15 protein-coding genes are annotated in these 16,038 nt (G+C 69.4%); 7 read left to right on the top strand and 8 right to left on the bottom strand.

The window, feature by feature from the left end:
- Positions 1-31 precede the first annotated feature (31 nt).
- Genes SPR02S_RS27755 through SPR02S_RS27740 form a run of 4 tightly spaced genes read right to left on the bottom strand, consistent with a single transcriptional unit; the run spans position 32 to position 4,159 of the window.
- Positions 32-1,003, bottom strand: a complete 972-nt coding sequence (locus SPR02S_RS27755; protein WP_026150920.1) for an arabinan endo-1,5-alpha-L-arabinosidase — start codon at positions 1,001-1,003, stop codon at positions 32-34.
- Positions 1,000-1,872 carry a carbohydrate ABC transporter permease gene (locus SPR02S_RS27750; RefSeq protein ID WP_019060280.1) on the bottom strand — a complete coding sequence of 291 codons (873 nt, stop codon included), beginning with the start codon at positions 1,870-1,872 and terminating at the stop codon, positions 1,000-1,002. Before SPR02S_RS27750 ends, SPR02S_RS27755 begins: the two co-directional genes overlap by 4 nt.
- Positions 1,869-2,813 carry a carbohydrate ABC transporter permease gene (locus SPR02S_RS27745; protein ID WP_019060279.1) on the bottom strand — a complete coding sequence of 315 codons (945 nt, stop codon included), beginning with the start codon at positions 2,811-2,813 and terminating at the stop codon, positions 1,869-1,871. Before SPR02S_RS27745 ends, SPR02S_RS27750 begins: the two co-directional genes overlap by 4 nt.
- Positions 2,810-4,159 carry an extracellular solute-binding protein gene (locus SPR02S_RS27740; RefSeq protein WP_019060278.1) on the bottom strand — a complete coding sequence of 450 codons (1,350 nt, stop codon included), beginning with the start codon at positions 4,157-4,159 and terminating at the stop codon, positions 2,810-2,812. Before SPR02S_RS27740 ends, SPR02S_RS27745 begins: the two co-directional genes overlap by 4 nt.
- Before the next feature lie 260 nt (positions 4,160-4,419).
- Here SPR02S_RS27740 and SPR02S_RS27735 point away from each other — a divergent pair, with 260 nt between their 5' ends.
- The 5 genes from SPR02S_RS27735 to SPR02S_RS27715 all read left to right on the top strand — a co-directional run bounded on the left by SPR02S_RS27735 (position 4,420) and on the right by SPR02S_RS27715 (position 10,072).
- Complete coding sequence (locus SPR02S_RS27735; RefSeq protein WP_019060277.1) at positions 4,420-5,667, top strand: DUF6545 domain-containing protein; 1,248 nt, start codon at positions 4,420-4,422, stop codon at positions 5,665-5,667.
- Between the two features lie 29 nt (positions 5,668-5,696).
- Positions 5,697-6,236, top strand: a complete 540-nt coding sequence (locus tag SPR02S_RS27730; RefSeq protein WP_019060276.1) for a hypothetical protein — start codon at positions 5,697-5,699, stop codon at positions 6,234-6,236.
- Entirely contained in the window at positions 6,233-7,438 is a 1,206-nt protein-coding gene (locus tag SPR02S_RS27725; RefSeq protein ID WP_019060275.1) for an MAB_1171c family putative transporter, read from the top strand. The genes SPR02S_RS27730 and SPR02S_RS27725 overlap by 4 nt, the downstream gene beginning before the upstream one ends.
- The gene (locus SPR02S_RS27720; RefSeq protein WP_019060274.1) at positions 7,435-8,610 is read left to right on the top strand and encodes an MAB_1171c family putative transporter; all 1,176 of its coding nucleotides are present in this window, start codon (positions 7,435-7,437) and stop codon (positions 8,608-8,610) included. The genes SPR02S_RS27725 and SPR02S_RS27720 overlap by 4 nt, the downstream gene beginning before the upstream one ends.
- 64 nt (positions 8,611-8,674) lie before the next feature.
- Entirely contained in the window at positions 8,675-10,072 is a 1,398-nt protein-coding gene (locus SPR02S_RS27715; protein WP_019060273.1) for an FAD-dependent monooxygenase, read from the top strand.
- 274 nt (positions 10,073-10,346) lie between these two features.
- Here SPR02S_RS27715 and SPR02S_RS27710 read toward each other — a convergent pair whose 3' ends face one another.
- The 4 genes from SPR02S_RS27710 to SPR02S_RS64030 all read right to left on the bottom strand — a co-directional run bounded on the left by SPR02S_RS27710 (position 10,347) and on the right by SPR02S_RS64030 (position 13,525).
- Positions 10,347-11,189: an SMP-30/gluconolactonase/LRE family protein gene (locus tag SPR02S_RS27710; RefSeq protein ID WP_019060272.1), complete on the bottom strand. Its 843-nt coding sequence runs from the start codon at positions 11,187-11,189 to the stop codon at positions 10,347-10,349.
- Positions 11,186-11,959 (bottom strand): IclR family transcriptional regulator, encoded by a 774-nt coding sequence (locus tag SPR02S_RS27705; RefSeq protein ID WP_026150919.1) that lies wholly within the window; start codon positions 11,957-11,959, stop codon positions 11,186-11,188. The genes SPR02S_RS27710 and SPR02S_RS27705 overlap by 4 nt, the downstream gene beginning before the upstream one ends.
- A gap of 137 nt (positions 11,960-12,096) precedes the next feature.
- Positions 12,097-13,368 (bottom strand): PucR family transcriptional regulator, encoded by a 1,272-nt coding sequence (locus tag SPR02S_RS27700; RefSeq protein ID WP_052347062.1) that lies wholly within the window; start codon positions 13,366-13,368, stop codon positions 12,097-12,099.
- A gap of 4 nt (positions 13,369-13,372) precedes the next feature.
- On the bottom strand, positions 13,373-13,525 hold the full coding sequence (locus SPR02S_RS64030; RefSeq protein ID WP_019060269.1) for a hypothetical protein: 153 nt from the start codon (positions 13,523-13,525) through the stop codon (positions 13,373-13,375).
- A gap of 154 nt (positions 13,526-13,679) precedes the next feature.
- On the opposite strand from SPR02S_RS64030, the gene pgfA reads away from it, so the two are divergent.
- Positions 13,680-14,657, top strand: a complete 978-nt coding sequence (gene pgfA, locus SPR02S_RS27690) for a cell envelope lipid trafficking protein PgfA (protein WP_026150918.1) — start codon at positions 13,680-13,682, stop codon at positions 14,655-14,657.
- Between the two features lie 239 nt (positions 14,658-14,896).
- Positions 14,897-16,038, top strand: a 1,142-nt coding sequence (locus tag SPR02S_RS27685; RefSeq protein WP_019060267.1) for a glycosyltransferase family 4 protein, incomplete at its 3' end; no start/stop codon positions are given.

Genomic DNA, 16,038 nt, shown 5'->3' with positions numbered 1-16,038 from the left:
CGGAGCCGCATATCGATACAGCCCCGCGCCCCTAAAGGACGACTGGCCAGCCGGTGTTTGTCCAGCTGAGGGTGTTCAGCCCCAGCTTCGGTGTGCCGTTATCGTCTCCGTCGTAGTAGTGGTATGCCAAGACATCCTTACCTTTGTCTTGGAAGATGGATTGTCCGCCTGGGCCTATGTAGCGGCCGTGGCCGGCCAGTAGTAGGTCTCCGCCGCCCGCCAGCATCGACTTGCCCGTGCTGTCCGCGTATGGGCCCGTGATCGACGTCGAGCGGCCGACCCGGATCTTGTACGTGGAGTTCACACCCGCGCAGCACGCGTCGTACGACGCGAAGAGGTAGTAGTAGGCGCCGTGCTTCAGCACATACGCGCCCTCCACCGCATACGGCGCGTCCGGGCGGGTCGCCAGTTGGGCGACCGTTGCGCCGGGGATCGCCTTGCCCGTCGTGGGGTTGAGTTCGACCAGGCGGATGCCCGTCCAGTACGAGCCGAACGCCATCCAGAGTTTGCCGTCCGCGCTGATGAGCGCCGGGTCTATGGCGTTCCAGGCGTCCGTCGTCTCCGAGGTGAAGGCCTTGCCCTGGTCGGTCCAGGTGTCGGGGAGGCCGGTGGGGGACGTCGCCACGCCTATCGCGGAGTGGTTGGTGCCCCAGGAGGAGACGGCGTAGTAGAGCCAGTAGCGGCCGTCCCGGTAGGAGAGGTCGGGGGCCCAGGGGTCGCCGGTCGAGTTGTAGTCGTACCACCAACTCGGGGGCGTGGCGAAGGCGTTGCCCGCGTCGTCCCACTGGACGCGGTTCTTGGAGGTGCGGGCGCCGATGATGCCGCCGGTCGAATAGGCCACGTAGCCACCGGACTTGAGGGCGATGACCGTGGGGTCGTGGATGATCTGCTGGCCGGTGATGGGCTGTGGGTCGGGGTAACTCTGCGCTGCCTGGGCCGTGTTGGGCAGCAGGGCCAGAGCGGCCGCCAGCACCGCCCCGGCAAGACCTCTTCGTATGGTCACTGTCCCGCCAATCCGGTGTGGGCCACGCCCGCGACGATCTGGCGCTGGAAGAAGACGAAGACGATGATCAGCGGCAGGCCCGCCATGAGACCGCCGGCCATGAGCTGGGCCCACTGGATGCCGTAGGAGTTCATGACGGTCGCGATGCCGTTCGGCATGGTCATCAGGTCGGGGTTGTTGGTCACCATGTACGGCCACAGGAAGTTGTTCCACGAGGCGATGAAGGTGAAGATGCCGACCGCCGCGAGGGAGGGCCGGGAGAGGGGGACGACGATGGTGAAGAAGATCCGCCAGCGGCCGGCGCCGTCGATGAAGGCGGCCTCCTCCAGTTCGCGGGGGATGCCCTGGAAGAACTTGTAGAGGATGTAGACCATCGCGGCGGGCGCGCACTGCGGCAGGATCATGCCCCAGTAGGTGTCGACCATCCCCATCTGCTGGACGGTGGTGAAGAGGGGCACGCCGAGGACGGCCGGGGAGATCATCAGGCCCGCCATCACCATGCCCATCAGGACGGTCTTGCCCTTGAACTCGGTGCGGGCGAAGCCGTATCCGGCGAGGGCGGCGACCGTGACCACGATGGCCGTCACGAGGATCGACACGACGAGGGAGTTGACGAACCAGTTCGTGATGTTGCCGGTCTTCCAGAGGGCCTTCCAGGCCTGGGCCGTCCAGACCTCGGGCAGCCAGTGCGGTGGGATCTCGGCGGCCTCGGCCTCGGACTTGAGCGAGGTGAACAGGGCCGCGGCGATCGGCGCGACGAAGAGGGCGGAGACTGCGATGCCGAGGAGGGTGAGGACGATCTGGCTGGGTGTCCAGGGCTTGCGGGGCTTGGTCCGTAGGGGCTTGAGGCGGAGTTGGGTCGTGCTCATCGGGTGCCCTCCTCACGGTTGCGCAGCAGTGCCATCCGGGCGAGGGCCACGGCGGCGATGATCACGAAGAAGATGACGGACATCGCGGAGGCGTAGCCCACGCGGTAGCTGGTGAAGCCCTGTTCGAGGGTGTACTGGACGAAGGAGCGGGTGCTCAGCTCGGGTCCGGGGCCGAAGTCCATCATCACGACGGCCTGGTCGAAGAGCTGGAGCGAGGCGAGTGCCTGGAGCGCGATCACCAGGCCGGTGATGTGGCGCAGCATCGGCAGCGTGATGTGGACCGTGCGGTGCCAGGCGTTCGCGCCGTCGAGCTTGGCGGCCTCGTAGAGGTGGTCGGGGATGCCCTGGAGCGCGGCGAGGTAGAGGAGGAAGCTGAAGCCGACCGTCCACCAGAGGGTCTCGATGACGATGGCGAGCATCGCGTAGGACTTGTCGGTCAGCCAGGGTGTGGTGAGTCCGAAGGTCTCGTTGAACAGGCCGATTCCCTGGGTGAACAGCCATTGCCACATGTTGCCCGCGACCGTCGACGGCAGCAGGAACGGCGCGAAGAAGCACAGCCGCCACAGCCACTTCCCGCGTTCGATGTGGTGCGCGAGCATCGCGAGCAGGAAGGCGAGGACGGTGATGCACGGTACGACGAGGAGGGTGAAGTACGCGCTGTGGCCGAGCGCGTCCCACATCGCCCGGTCGTGCAGGGCCTCGCGGTAGTTGTCGAGGCCGATGAAGTTCGCGCCGTCGCCGGAGATGTTGGCGTCCGTGAGGCTGAGGTAGACGCCGCGCAGCAGCGGCCAGACGACGAACAGGGCGAAGAGCGCCAGGAACGGGGCGACGAACCAGCCCCCGTGCTGGAAGCCCTGGTTGCGGCGGACGGTCGCGGTGGCGGTCGCGGTGGCGGTCCTCGTCCGCGCCGGTGCGATGACGGTCTCGGCACTGGTCGTCATGCGGCTGCACCTCCCTGTGCTGCGGTCCTGCCGTCCATCGGGTTCTTCGAGGCGAGGAGTCTGGTGAGGTGGTTCTTCATCGTCCGCGCTACGGCGGCCGGTTTGGCGGAGCCCATCGTCGAGGAGACGACGAGGGGGCCGAGGTCCTGGGCGAGGACGCCGGTGGAGCCCGCGAACCACACCTTCGGCTCGGTGGCCTGGTGGTACATCGCGGAGACGTACTCGTTCTGCGGGGTTAGCTTCTTGTACGCGGCCGTGGAGAGCGTCGGTGTGTACGCGGGGATGTGGCCGCCGGCCGCCCACTGCACGGCGTGGGTGACGACGTACGCGGCCAGTTCGTGCGCGGTCTCGTTGGTGGCGCCGCCGCGGCCCGCCTGGTGCGGCAGGACGAAGGAGTGCGACTCGGCGTGCGTTGCCTGCTTGCCGAAGACGGGCGGCAGCGGGGTCGCGCCGTAGTCCAGCTTCGCCCCGGAGAAGACCGGCACCGACCAGTTGCCCTCCCAGGTGAAGGGGGCGCCGTTGATGAACTGTTCGCCGGTCGGTGCGCCCGGGATGACGTATCCGTCGGTGACGTGCTTGCGGAAGAACTCCAGGACCTGGGTCGCCTTGTCGACGTCGAAGAGGACTTCGGTGTCGCCGTCGTCGAACCACGTGCCGCCGAGCTGGGTGTAGAAGGCGACGAAGAACCACCACTGGAAGTTCTGGTCGTTGGTCCACAGGCCGATGGTCTGGAGGCCCTTCTTCTGGACCGTCTTGGCCTTCTTCAGGACGTCGAACCAGTCGTCGGTGGAGGTGACTTGGATCATCCGGCCGTCGTCGCCGAGCAGGTCCGCCTTCTTCAGGACGTCCTTGCGGTAGAAGCAGAGCTGTACGTGGACGTCGAGCGGCAGGGCGTACAACTTGCCGTCGATGACACCGCGGTTCCACAGCGCCGGGTTGTAATCGGCCTTGCGTACGCCGTACTTGGCGAGGAGGTCCTCGTCCCAGGGGTCGAGGAGCCGGCCCGGTGAGAAGCCCGCGACGCGGCCCATGTGCATGACGCCGAGCTCCGGTGCGTGATTGCCCGCCGCGGCCATGGCGAGCTTGGTGTAGAAGGGGTTGCCCCACTGGAGGGTGGAGTCCTTGACGTCGATGCCGGGGTGTTCCTTCCGGAAGGCGTCCAGCATCGCGATCATGTTGGCGCCGTCGCCGCCGCTGAAGAGGTTCCAGTAGCGCACCCGGGTGTCCGCGCCGGAGGCGAGCGCGTCGGCGCCGGTGCCGAGAGCGGCGAAGGCGAGGCTGCCCGCGACCGCCAGGCCGCCCGCCGTGGCCAGTAGGTGCCTGCGATTCAGGTCAGGTCGTCCCATTGCCTGTCCTTGCTGTAGAGATCCTGTCGTGTTCGAGATATCGAATGCTGCTCGCAACTTCGAACGGGACCGTAAAATCGAAGCGCTTGCGCGTCAATGGGTTGAACACAGTGCACAGTTCATTCACGGGGGCGATTTCCGGACACAGCGGTCGTTCCCGGTCCCACAACGGCCACCGGACGACATGACGTTGGCAGTTGTGGGCGCGTAACCTCGGACCGGCTTGTGCGGCGGGCGGTGGGAAGGGGGGAGCGTACGACGTGGTGACGACCTTTCTCGGCGAGCTGTACGGGTCCTTCGCGTGGATCCCCACCGGGGTCCTCGCCGCCGCCCTCGCGCTGAAGCTGCCGGCCGTCATCCGGCTGTGGCGGGAGCCGCTGTTACGGGCGGTCGGCGGGCTGTTGCTGCTGGCCTGCGCGCTGTTCGTGTCCGTGACGCCGTCGGTCATCGGCTGGACGAACCGGGTCACCGGTATGCCCAACTTCTCGGCGCCGTGGGTGTATTCGCTGCTCATGGCGTACAGCGGGGCCGGGTTACTGCTCCTTGTCGCCTGGCGCGACGGGCTGTCCGACCGTTCGAACGCGACCCGGCGTGCCAGACGGTGGGTCATCTCCGTGTACTCGGGTGTGATCGTGGCGCTGTGGGTGCTGTTCGCCCTCGCCGACGTGCCCGTGGAGCGGGTGCGGGACCTGGACACGTACTACGCCAACACGCCATTCATGCGCGAGGAGATCCTGCTCTACCTGCTCGCGCACACCGTGGCCGTACTGATCACCGTGCGGCTCATCTGGAACTGGGTGCGCGCGGACGGGCTGCACGGCTGGCTGCGCTGGGGACTGACGTCCCTGGGCGCCGGTTACGTGCTGGACCTCGTGTTCGATCTCGCCAAACTCACGGCGGTGGTGGCCCGTTGGACCGGCCACGATCTCGACACGCTCAGCACGGACATCGCCCCGTGCGCGGCCTGCCTCGCCGCCGTCCTGACGGCCGTCGGTTTCATCCTGCCGCACACCGGCCAGTACCTGCACGACCGCCTGCGCGTCCGCCTCGCCCACCACCGACTGCGTCCGCTCTACGTCCTGATGCGCACCGTCGACGGCGAGGGCGGCGTCCCGTTCCTGCTGTTCGCCGCACCCGAACTGCGGCTGACCCGGCGGGAGACGTACATCCGCGACGTGCTCCTCCCGCTCGCCCGCCACCTCGACGAGGACCTCCGCTGCCGCGCCCAGCGCGCCGCCCTCGCCCTCGGCTGCACACCGCGCCGGGCGAAGGCGCTCGCGGCGGCGGTGGCGATCCTGAACGCCGTCGACTCCGCCGGCCGCCCCGCGCTCCACGGTGCCGGCCACCCCGACACCGCCGACCTCCTCCAGGAGATCGGCCCCCTCTCCCGGGCCCTGCGCCGGCGCGACGCGATCGACGCGGTGCGCGCGACGGTGCGGGGCGGCGGGACGGGGACCGGCGCGACGGAACCGGCCGGTACCGCGCACGCGAACCCGGCGGGTGGCTGAGTCGACGTATGTCCTGGCATATTGCAGCGGTGCGCACGAAGAAGGAGATGCGCCGGTTCGCCGGTGCCCTCATCGATCCCCTGCGCGTTCCGGTCCCCGCCGAGCCCGAGGCCCTGTTCGACGCGCTGGTCGACTCCGTCACGCGCTGGCGGGGGCGTGAAGTGGTCGTGCGCCGCGAGGTGTTCCCGCCGCACACTGCCAGCGGGCTGTGGCTGGAGGGCGACACCTACGACGTCATCGTCATCGACAAACGGGCCGCCGCCTGGCACCAGATCGTGATCTTCTGCCACGAGGTGTGGCACATGCACCAGCGCACCGCCGACGCCACACGTGAGCCGACCGCCGACGGCAGCCCCCGGCCCGTCGCCGCCCGTACCGACTTCAGCCTCGCCGACGAGCAGGAGGCGGACCGCTTCGGCATGTTGATGAGCGGACGGCTGCGGCCCTGGCTGGAGGCCGCGGCGACCTCGGACTCCGCGCTCGACCCCGCCGTGGCGGACGACGGTACGCAGGCCGGGCTGGCCGGGCGTATCGGAGCCGCTCTCAACTATCGCGGGACCAGAAAATGAGCGGCACGATCAACTACCTGAGCTGCGGCCTGCTGTGGCTGGGTCTGCTGGTGAAGGCCCCGGATCTGATACGTCACTGGCGCGACCCCTATCTCCGGGTCATCTGTGTGCTCCTCGGCCTGGCCGGGGCCTGTTTCTTCCTCGGGGCGCCGCCCACCGTCGGCGCGATCAACCACTTCAGCGGCATCACGAACCTCGCCGCCCCGCTGACGTACGCGTCGATCACCGCGTACAGCGCCTCCTCCCAGGTCCTGATCGTCTACTGGCGGGGCGGACCGCACGTCCACCGCACCGCCCGCCGCTGGATCGTGGCGTACACCCTCGTCCTGGTCGGTATCGCCGTGATGTTCACGCTCGGCCACACCCCGGTGGAGCGGCGCACCGACCTGGACACCTACTACGCGAAGACGCCGTTCATCACCGAGATGATCGTGCTGTATCTCTCCGGGCACCTCGCCGCCGTCAGTGTCACCACGGTGTCGTCGCTGCGCTGGGCCCGGCAGGTGCACGGCTGGCTCCGCGCGGGGCTGGTCACGCTGGGCGTCGGCTCGCTGTTCGGCGCGGGGTACAGCCTGACCAAGTTCGCGGCGGTGATCGCCAGTTGGTGCGGTCGGGACTGGACGAAGCTCGGTACGACCGTCTCGCCGGCCGCCGCCGGACTGGGCGCGGTGCTGATCGTCATCGGGGTGCTGATCCCGCTGGGTGGCCCCCAACTGTCCCAGTGGTGGCAGGCCAGGCGCACGTACGCCCGGCTCCAGCCGCTGGAGCACGAGCTGGACGAACTCCTCACCCGCCGTGCGCTACGGCTGCCCCGGCCGCGCTGGTCCTCCCCCGCGACCCGGCTGGTGTGGCGGCAGACGAGCATCCACAACGCGCTCGGCCACCTCGACGTGTTCTTCGACCGGGCCCTGTACGAGCGGACGTCGCAGGCCGCGGCGCGCACGACGGGCGACCCGGAGGAGGCCGAGGCGACCGCGTGGGCGGCGGTCGTCGCCGCGGCCGTGGCCGAGGAGCGCAGCCGTGACACCGAGGACGAGGACGGCGACCCGCACCTCACGTCCGCCGACGAACCGGGCGGGCTCCCCGACCGGGCCCCCGGCACCGCCCTCCTCCCGCACATCGCCGACGCGCTCACCCGGTCCCCGCTCGTCGCCGCGGCCCGGGTCCGCACCGGCACGACGGAAGGGAGTTCGCGGGCATGAGCCTCATGGTGTATCTCGCCGCCGCCGTCTTCGGGCTGTCCTGCACCGCCCTGCTGGTCCGCCCCTCGCGCGCCCCGCTCGACCCGCTGACCGTCTCCACGTGTGCGGCGATCGTCCTCGGCTCCCTGGGCCTGGTCTGCGCGGCGCCGCCGACCCTGAGCGCGGTCAACGGCCTGACCGGCATCGCGAACTTCGGCGCCCCGCTCACCTACGGCATGATCTCCGCGTACAGCTGCTCCCTGCTGGTCCTGCTGTTCCAGTGGCGGGGCGGCTCCCCTGCCCGCATCCGCCGCATGGTGCTGCGCGGCATGGCCGCCTACGGCGTGCTGATCGTCGCCATCGTCGTGCTGTTCGCGCTGGCCGACCCGAGCACCGAGCGGCTCACCGACCTCGACACGTACTACGCCAACACGCCCTACATGCGCGAGATGATCGTGCTCTACCTGCTCGGGCACAGCGCGGCCACCCTCGCCATGTGCGCGGTGTGCGTCACCTGGTCCCGTGAGGTCACCGGCCTGCTGCGGACGGGGCTGCGGCTGATCCTGGTCGGCACCCTGCTGGACGTGGTCGGCTTCCAGCTCACCAAGTACACGGCGGTGGCGGCCCGTTGGACCGGTCACGACCTCGACTTCCTCTCCACCGGTGTCGCCCCGCCGATGGCCTCGCTGGCCGCCCTGACCTGTTCCGCGGGCTTCGCCCTGCCGCGGCTGCTGCCCACGGCCCGCGCGCACTGGCGTTACCTCGACGATCTGCGCGGGCTCGGTCCGTTGTGGTCGGAGGTCCGCTTCGCGTCCCTCGCCCCGAAGCCGCCCAGCACCCTGTGGCAGCTGCCCCGGATGCGGCTGCACTGGCGTGAAGTGTCCATCCACGACAGCCTGTTGGCCCTCGCCCCGTACTTCGACGACCGGCTGCGCGAACGCACCCGCGAGGCCGCCCTGCACGAGGGCCGCTCCGCGCACGAGGCCCGGGTGGTCGCCGAGGCGGCGATGGTGGCCGACGCCGCCCGCCGCGCCGCCGCCCGCGAGGAACCCTTCGGCACCCCGAGCACCTACCGGCTCTACGCCACGGAGGTCTCCGACACCTGCGGGCTGGTCGAGTTGGCGCGGGCGCTGGCCAGGTCCCGTGTCGCTGCGGCCATACCGCGGGGTACGGTGAGGGCCACCCCCCGTTGACCCAGCCCCTGTTGACCGCTGCGTGCCCCAACACCCCTGTTTCCCGGCTGACTTGAGGAGCCCCATGTCGCGGAGAGCTGTCGTCATCGGTGCCGGACTGGCCGGCCTGCTGGCCGCGGCCGCGTTGTCCGTCCACGCGGACGAGGTGATCGTGCTGGACCGGGACGAGCTGCCCGACGGCCCGGAGCACCGCAAGGGTCTCCCGCAGGGGCGCCACGCGCATCTGCTGATGTCCGGCGGCCTGGCCGCGATGGAGGACCTCGTCCCCGGCGTGAGCGTGCGCGGGCGGCTGCTCGACGCGGGCGCCCACGAGATATCCCTCAACTCGGGCATGCTGGCGCTGACTCCGGAGGGCTGGCTGCGCCGCTGGCGGCACGAGGGTCCCCGGATGCTGACCTGTAGCCGTGCCCTGCTGGACTGGGTGATCCGCGAGACGGTCCTGGCCGAGACGAAGACCGAGATCCGCAAGGCGCAAGCCCTGGAACTACTCGGAACCACCAGCGGAGTCACCGGCGTCCGCATCTCAACGCCCGCCGGAGAGACGGACCTTGACGCCGACTTCGTGGTGGACGCGAGCGGCCGGGGCTCCCGCATAGTCCACTGGCTGGAGAAGCTGGGCGTGACCGGCATCGAGGAACGCACGGTCGACTCGGGCCTGGTCAACGCGACAAGAATCTACCGCCGCCCCGAGGGCGCAGAACACTTCCCCCTCACCATCCTCCAGGCGAACCCGTACCTGTCCCTCCCCGGCCGCGCCGGAATGGTCCTGCCCATAGAGGGCGACCGCTGGATGGTGAGCCTCGCCGGCACGCGGGGCGCCGAACCACCCGCAGACCCGGCCGGCTTCACCCAGTACATGCGCGACCTGCCCCACCCCATCCTCGCCCGCCTGATCTCCGGCGCGGAACCCCTGACGGACGTCCACACCAGCCACAGCACGCGGAACGCCCGCCGCTACCTGGAGAAGGTCCAGAACTGGCCCGCCGGCCTGGTCGTCCTCGGAGACGCCCTCGCCACCTTCAACCCGGCCTACGGACAAGGCATGTCGGTGGCGGCACTCGGCGCCCAGACCCTGTCCCGCGAACTGAACGAAGAGGGCTTCACCGCCCCCACCCTCTCCACCAAGGTCCAACGCGGACTGACCCCCTCGGTGGAAGGCGCCTGGGCCCTGGCAGTGGGCCAGGACATCTGGTACCCCAACACAAAGGGCCCCGCCCCCACGACAGCGGACCGCCTGATCACGCGCTACTCCCGCCGCCTGCTGAAGGCGGCGACGGGTTCATACGCGGCGGCATCAGCGTTGGCAACGGTCACGAGCATGGAGGCGGACGCGTCCACGCTGCTGCACCCGGGCACGTTGTTGGCGGCCCTCAACGGCCCCCTTCTGCCTCCCCTTTCAGGCCCACCCCTGACACCGGCGGAACGAAAAACACTGGCTGAGCTGGGCAGTTCAGGGGACTGAGCCGTTTTTAGGGGCGCGGGGCTGCATCAGTGCGCGGCTCCGCCGCGCGGGCGGGCCCGGCTCTTCAGCACCGGCGAACGCAGGTCTTTAAGCGAGCGCGCCCAGCTCTCCAACACAGGCAAGCGCAGGTATTTAAGGGGCGCGGGGCTGTATCAATCTGCGGCTCCGCCGCGCGGGCGCGACCACCTCTCCAACACCGGCGAGCACAGGCTTTTAAGGGGCGCGGGGAACTGCGCGACCAGCCCCCACCGGACCCGCACCCAAAAACCGAACCTCACCCGGCAAACGCAGCCTGCGCCAACCCTTTCCCCGCCCCCGGCACAACCAACAGCGAACCGGCAACAGGATGCGGCGACTTGAGCCCCACCCGAGCCGTCGTCACATACAGGTCAGTGAGATCCGCACCCCCGAACGCACACGCGGTGACCAGCGAGGTCGGCAACGAAACAACCCGCTCCAACTCCCCGTCCGGCGTATACCTCCGCACCGCACCCCCACCCCACAACGCCACCCACACACACCCATCGGCATCAACAGTCAGCCCATCAGGAAACCCCGCCCCAACCTCGACCTCAGCGAACCGCCGCCGCTTCGACACCCGCCCGTCCACATACTCGAACACATCGATCCGACGGGTGGGCGAGTCGATGTAGTACATCAACCGCCCGTCCGGACTCCACCCCGCCCCGTTGCTCACGGCCACGTCATCAAGGATCAGCTGCACAGACCCATCCCCGGCGACACGTGACAACGACCCCCCGCACGCCGCCTCGTCGTACCGCATCGTCCCCGCCCACAACGCCCCGTCAGGCGCGACGGCCGCGTCATTGGCCCGCCGCCCGGCAACAGGCTCCCGATGCAACCACCGAAACCCCCCGTCGGGATCGACAAGCCCGACCCCGTCCCGGAGATTCAGAACAAGCCCTCCCCCGGCCCGAGGCTTGGCCGCACCCACGTGCTGATCGGTCACCCGTACCGTACGAACGCCGGACGAGGGGTCGTACGTGTACACCCGGGACCCGAGGATGTCGATCCAGATCAACCGCCCCGCCGCCGCATCCCACGTCGGCCCCTCCCCGAGCGTCGCCTCGGCCCGTACCGCCACCTCGTACGTCATCCCACACTCCGATACCCAAGCCGCTCCGACAGTTCGACCGCACCCTTCGCGGCAAGCTGCTCCAGCTCGACCCGCCGCTCATCGCTCCACCGAATCATCGGAACGGAAATAGAGAGAGCGGCGACAACCTGCCCCGTACGGTCCCGGACCGGCGCAGCGACACACGACACATCCGGGTTCGACTCACGGCTCTCGACCGCGACCCCCCGCTCCCGGATCTCGGCAAGAGCCTCCCGCAGCGCCCCCGGCTCGACAATGCTGTTCGGCGTCATCGCGGCCAACGACACATCGGCGGGGATACGCGCGCTCAGCTCCGGCTCCGGCAGCGACGCCAGCAGCATCTTGCCCACGGACGTGCAGTGCGCGGGCAGCCGACGCCCGGCCGCCGACACCATCCGCACCGCGTGCGTGGAGTCGACCTTGGCGATGTAGATGACGTCGGTGCCTTCGAGGATCGCCACGTGCACGGTCTCGTCGCAGGTCTCGGCGACGGACCGGGCGACCTGCTGCCCTTCAGCGGCGAGGTCGAGCTGCTCGGCGTATCGGCTCCCGAGCTGGTACGGACGGACCCCGAGCCGGTAACGTCCGGGTTGTCCCGGCACCGGCACGATGTACGACCGGGCGGCGAGGGTGGTGACCAGTTCGTGCACGGTCGTGCGCGGCAGCTGCAGCTTGCGCACGATGTCGGGGGCGGAGAGCGTCCCGTCCCCGTCGAGGAAGAGCTCGAGAATATCGAGAGCCCGGGTCACGGCAGGTACGAGTCGTCCCACAACCGGCCCCCTTCTAAGTGTCGTGTTCGAAATTTCAACTGACGATCGGGATAACGAACACAGGCTAGCCATAGAGGGTTGCACGGGCAATGGTCGCGTGACCACGTGACCACGTGACTACCGATGACTGCCGATGACTACCGACCGGCCCTGGGATCGCCCAGTTCACCACGCAACCGCTGGGCGCGCAGTACCAGTTCGAGCTGGAAACGACGGTCCGGGTGGTCGATCTCGTCACCCCACAGTTCCCGGATCTGCCGCAGGCGATACCGCACGGTCTGCGGATGCACACCGAGCCGCGCGGCCACCTCCGGCGCCCCGCCCCGCGTCTCCAGCCAGGCCAGCAGGGTCTCCGCGAGCCGCCGCCCGTGCGTCGGCCCGCAGTGCTCAAGCGGCGCGAGACACCGCAGCGCGAGATCGTCGATCAGCTCCTCCGGCTGCAGCAGGACCAGCGCCTCCGTGTGCTCGGTGCAGTACAGAACACCCCCGCCCGGCAACAGCCCCCGCTCCATCAGCCCTACGGCCGCCTCGGCCCAGCGCGCCGACTTCACCGCGTCGGCCAGCGGCACCGGCGGCCCGATCGCCCCGGACCAGCCGGTCAGCGCCCGGTGCAGCAGCTCGGGCCGTCCGGCGGCATCCGGTTCGGGGACGACCATGCGGGGCTGCTCGTACTCCATGTCGAGCAGCACCTCCTGCCCCACGGCGGGGGCGACCGCCTCGCGGGCCGGCCGCAGCAGGACACCCACGGCGACCTTGTCGGGCACCGGCCAGCCGATGCGGGCGGCGCGTTCGGCCAGGGCCTCGGCCGGGTCGCCGCGGTGGTGCTCGGCGAGGAGGAGTTCCATGAGCCGGCGCTGGAGACGCAGCCGCTCCCCCGCCTGCCGGGCGGCGGCCTCGGCGTACCCGCGCACGGACTGGTCGACCAGCCCGTCCAGATACTCGTAGCCCGTGTCGACGAGTTCGTACATCGCGGGTGGCGGGATCTCGACGCGCTGCCCGATCTCGGCCAGCCGGCGCCAGGCGAGCCGGACGCCCATCCGGTAGATCGCCTGGAGCGAGTCGAGGCTGCGGCCGTGCAGTCCCTCGCCGCGCCCGAACTCCTGGAAGACGCCCGGCGGTACGGTCGGACGCCCCTCGGCGGTCTCCAGGTGCTGGACGAAGACCTCGATGGCACGACGGATGCCGACCAGGGCCATGGGCTCACCCGAGTCGTCAAGAACCAGGGGCAGTTGGGGGTGCTCACGGCGAATCTCGCGCAGGATCTCCTCGGCGAGCGCGGGCGCCTCGGCCATGGCGATCGCTGCGAACTCCCGCACTTTCGGGCGCGGTACGTCGTGCCACGCCGAGCGCGCGGTCACGGTCGCCGGGCGAGCGGTCGCTGATCGTGCGGTCGCCGGTCGAGCGGCCACGGGGTCAACTCCCCTGGCCCGCTTGCTCGTACGTGACCAGGGGCGTGTTCGGCTGCTCGGGTCCGGCGTCGAGCAGCGCGACGATGCCGAGCGCGGCTCCGATGGCAAGAACGGCAGCCAAAGCCATGGTGAGTGCGGCGGCGAGCAGTCTGGACATCGCAGGGTCAACCTCTCTGTCCTGAGGTCCGTGCGCCCCACCCCTGCCCGTCGGCCCAGTGTCGGCAGACATTGACACTCCGTCAAGGGGCGCCTACGGTTCCCGGCCCAAGAGCGGCCCGAACTCCGTCATCAACCTTCACTGGAGTGTCCGGATGCGCCGTACGACCTCTCCATTTTCCTTGATCCTGCTGGGACTTGGCACGTTTCTGCTGGTCCTGGCGCCGATGCTGGCGTGGTACGTCGAGCCGCGGGCCGCCGTGACCCCGATCGACATCGACACCACCGCCGTCTACCGGGGCACCGGAAGCTACTTCGACACCGGCGAGTTGCGGACCGTGGACGACCAGCGGATCACCGTGACCCAGCAGGTGCGCGGCGAGGTCGCGGACAGCGAGAAGAGCGGGGCCGCGGTCTGGGACGTCACCACGACCGTCGACACCGACAAGTCGCTGCCGGCCGCCGATCCGCACGACGCGCTGGAGTTCTTCCCCAACCGCTGGGTCACGGACCGTAAGACCAACAAGCCGGTGCACTGCTGCCACGAGAACCCGTACTTCGAGGGCGACGCCTTCCTGAAGTTCCCGTTCGACGTGCGGAAACAGCCGTACCAGTGGTGGGACAACTCCCTTGGCGCGACGGTGACTTTGCGTTACTCGGGGACCAAGAAGGTGCAGGGCTACTCGGGTTACGTCTTCAAGGGCACGGTCCCGCCCTCGAAGATCGGCACCCGGCTGGTCCCCGGCAGCCTCGTCGACCAGCCCAAGTCCCCTCAGATCCTGGCCGAGGAGTGGTACTCCAACCACGGCATCGAGCTGATCGTCGACCAGCGCACCGGCCGGGTGATCTACGCCCGGACCGGCCCCCGCCGCACCCTGCGCGCCCCCGGCCACGCCTACGACGCGGTCCTCCTCCTGGACGCCGACAAGCTCGCGTTCACCCCCGCCACGCAGCGCGAACAGGTGAAACTGGCGAAGCGCGAGAGCGGCCAACTGCGCCTGGTGGGGCAGTCGTTGCCGATCGGTGCCGCTGTGGCCGGATTCGTCCTCGCCGTGGCGGGTGGCGTTTTGGTGCTACGCGGCCGTCGGCGCCCGGAATCAACCACTTCAGCCGAGTATCCACCCACGATGTGACGTGACGTCAGTTCTAATAACCCCGGAAATTGTCATGCGGGTGAGTAGCCGTCGGGAACGCCGGAGCGAAAACTGTCCAACCCCACCCCGGCACAGCCCACCCACAGAACTCCGCACCGCGCCCCGTCCCAGCCCGCCCCCACCCCGGGGAGTTCCGCCAGAGTTCAGCACCCCAATCCGCCACAGTTCCGCACCCTGATCCGCCAACGTTCCGCACCCTGAGACGAGTTGGAGCACCCATGCCCCAGCACGTGCCCTACTCGCTGCGCGCCCCGTTTCCGCCAGTCGCGCAGCACCCCCCGGCGCCGGTGCCGCAACCGCGCCGGATCGTCTTCCTCGCCCACCGGGACCTCGACAATCCCCAGGCGGGCGGCTCCGAACTCCTCGTGGACAGACTCGCCGACGGCCTCACCCGACTCGGCCACCAGGTGACCCTGTTGTGCGGCGGCCCGGCCTCCTACCGCGACTATCGCGTGGTGTCGGCGGGCGGTGCGTACGGTCATTTCCTGCACGCCCGTACCGCCTTCGCCCAACAGATCGGTGACTGCGACCTGTTGGTCGAGGTGTGCAACGGCATGCCGTACTTCGCGCCCATGTGGCATCACGGGCCGACCCTGTGCCTGGTCAACCACGTCCACACGGACCTGTGGAAGATGCGGTTCGGGGGGCCGATGGCACCGGCGGCGAGGATCGGGCGAAGACTCGAACACTGGGCGCTGACCGGGGCGCAGCGGCGTGGGCTGTTGGTCGCGGTGTCTCCCTCGACCGCGTGTGCGCTGCGCGGGATCGGGGTCGAGCGGGAGCGGATCCGGGTTGTCCATAACGGAGTTGAGGAGCCGGGGCCTCGGGCTGAGCGCTCGCCGGAGCCGCTGTTCGTGGCGGTGGGGCGGTTGGTCGAGTACAAGCGGATCGATCTGTTGCTGCGGTTGTGGGAGCGGGTACGTCCCGTGACCGGCGGGCGACTGGTGATCGTCGGGGACGGTCCTGAGCGTGAGCGGCTGAAGCGGCTTGCCGGGCCCGGGGTGTCGTTCACCGGGCATGTCTCCGAGGCTCGGAAGCACGAACTGCTGTGTGCGGCCTGGTTGTTGCTGCATCCCTCTGCGCTGGAGGGGTGGGGGTTGGTGGTGACTGAGGCGGCAGCTCGGGAGACTCCGGCGATCGCGTTTGACGTGCCTGGGCTGCGGGACTCGGTTGTTGACGGTGAGACGGGTGTCCTGGCTCGTGGTGAGTCCTCGTTCGCTGCGGCGTGGTGTGCGCTTGCGCTGTCCGCGCATCGCCGGGAGGTGATGGGCAAGGCCGCGTGTGATCTTGCGGGACGTTATCGCTGGGATCGGACGGTCAGACAGTTTCGTGTGGTGGCCGGTGAGGCGGTGAAGGGCTG

The organism is Streptomyces prunicolor NBRC 13075 (genome assembly GCF_000367365.1).
Classification (GTDB): domain Bacteria; phylum Actinomycetota; class Actinomycetes; order Streptomycetales; family Streptomycetaceae; genus Streptomyces; species Streptomyces prunicolor.
The sequence above is the reverse complement of the archived record's forward strand: the minus strand, read 5'-3'. Positions and strand labels throughout refer to the sequence as shown.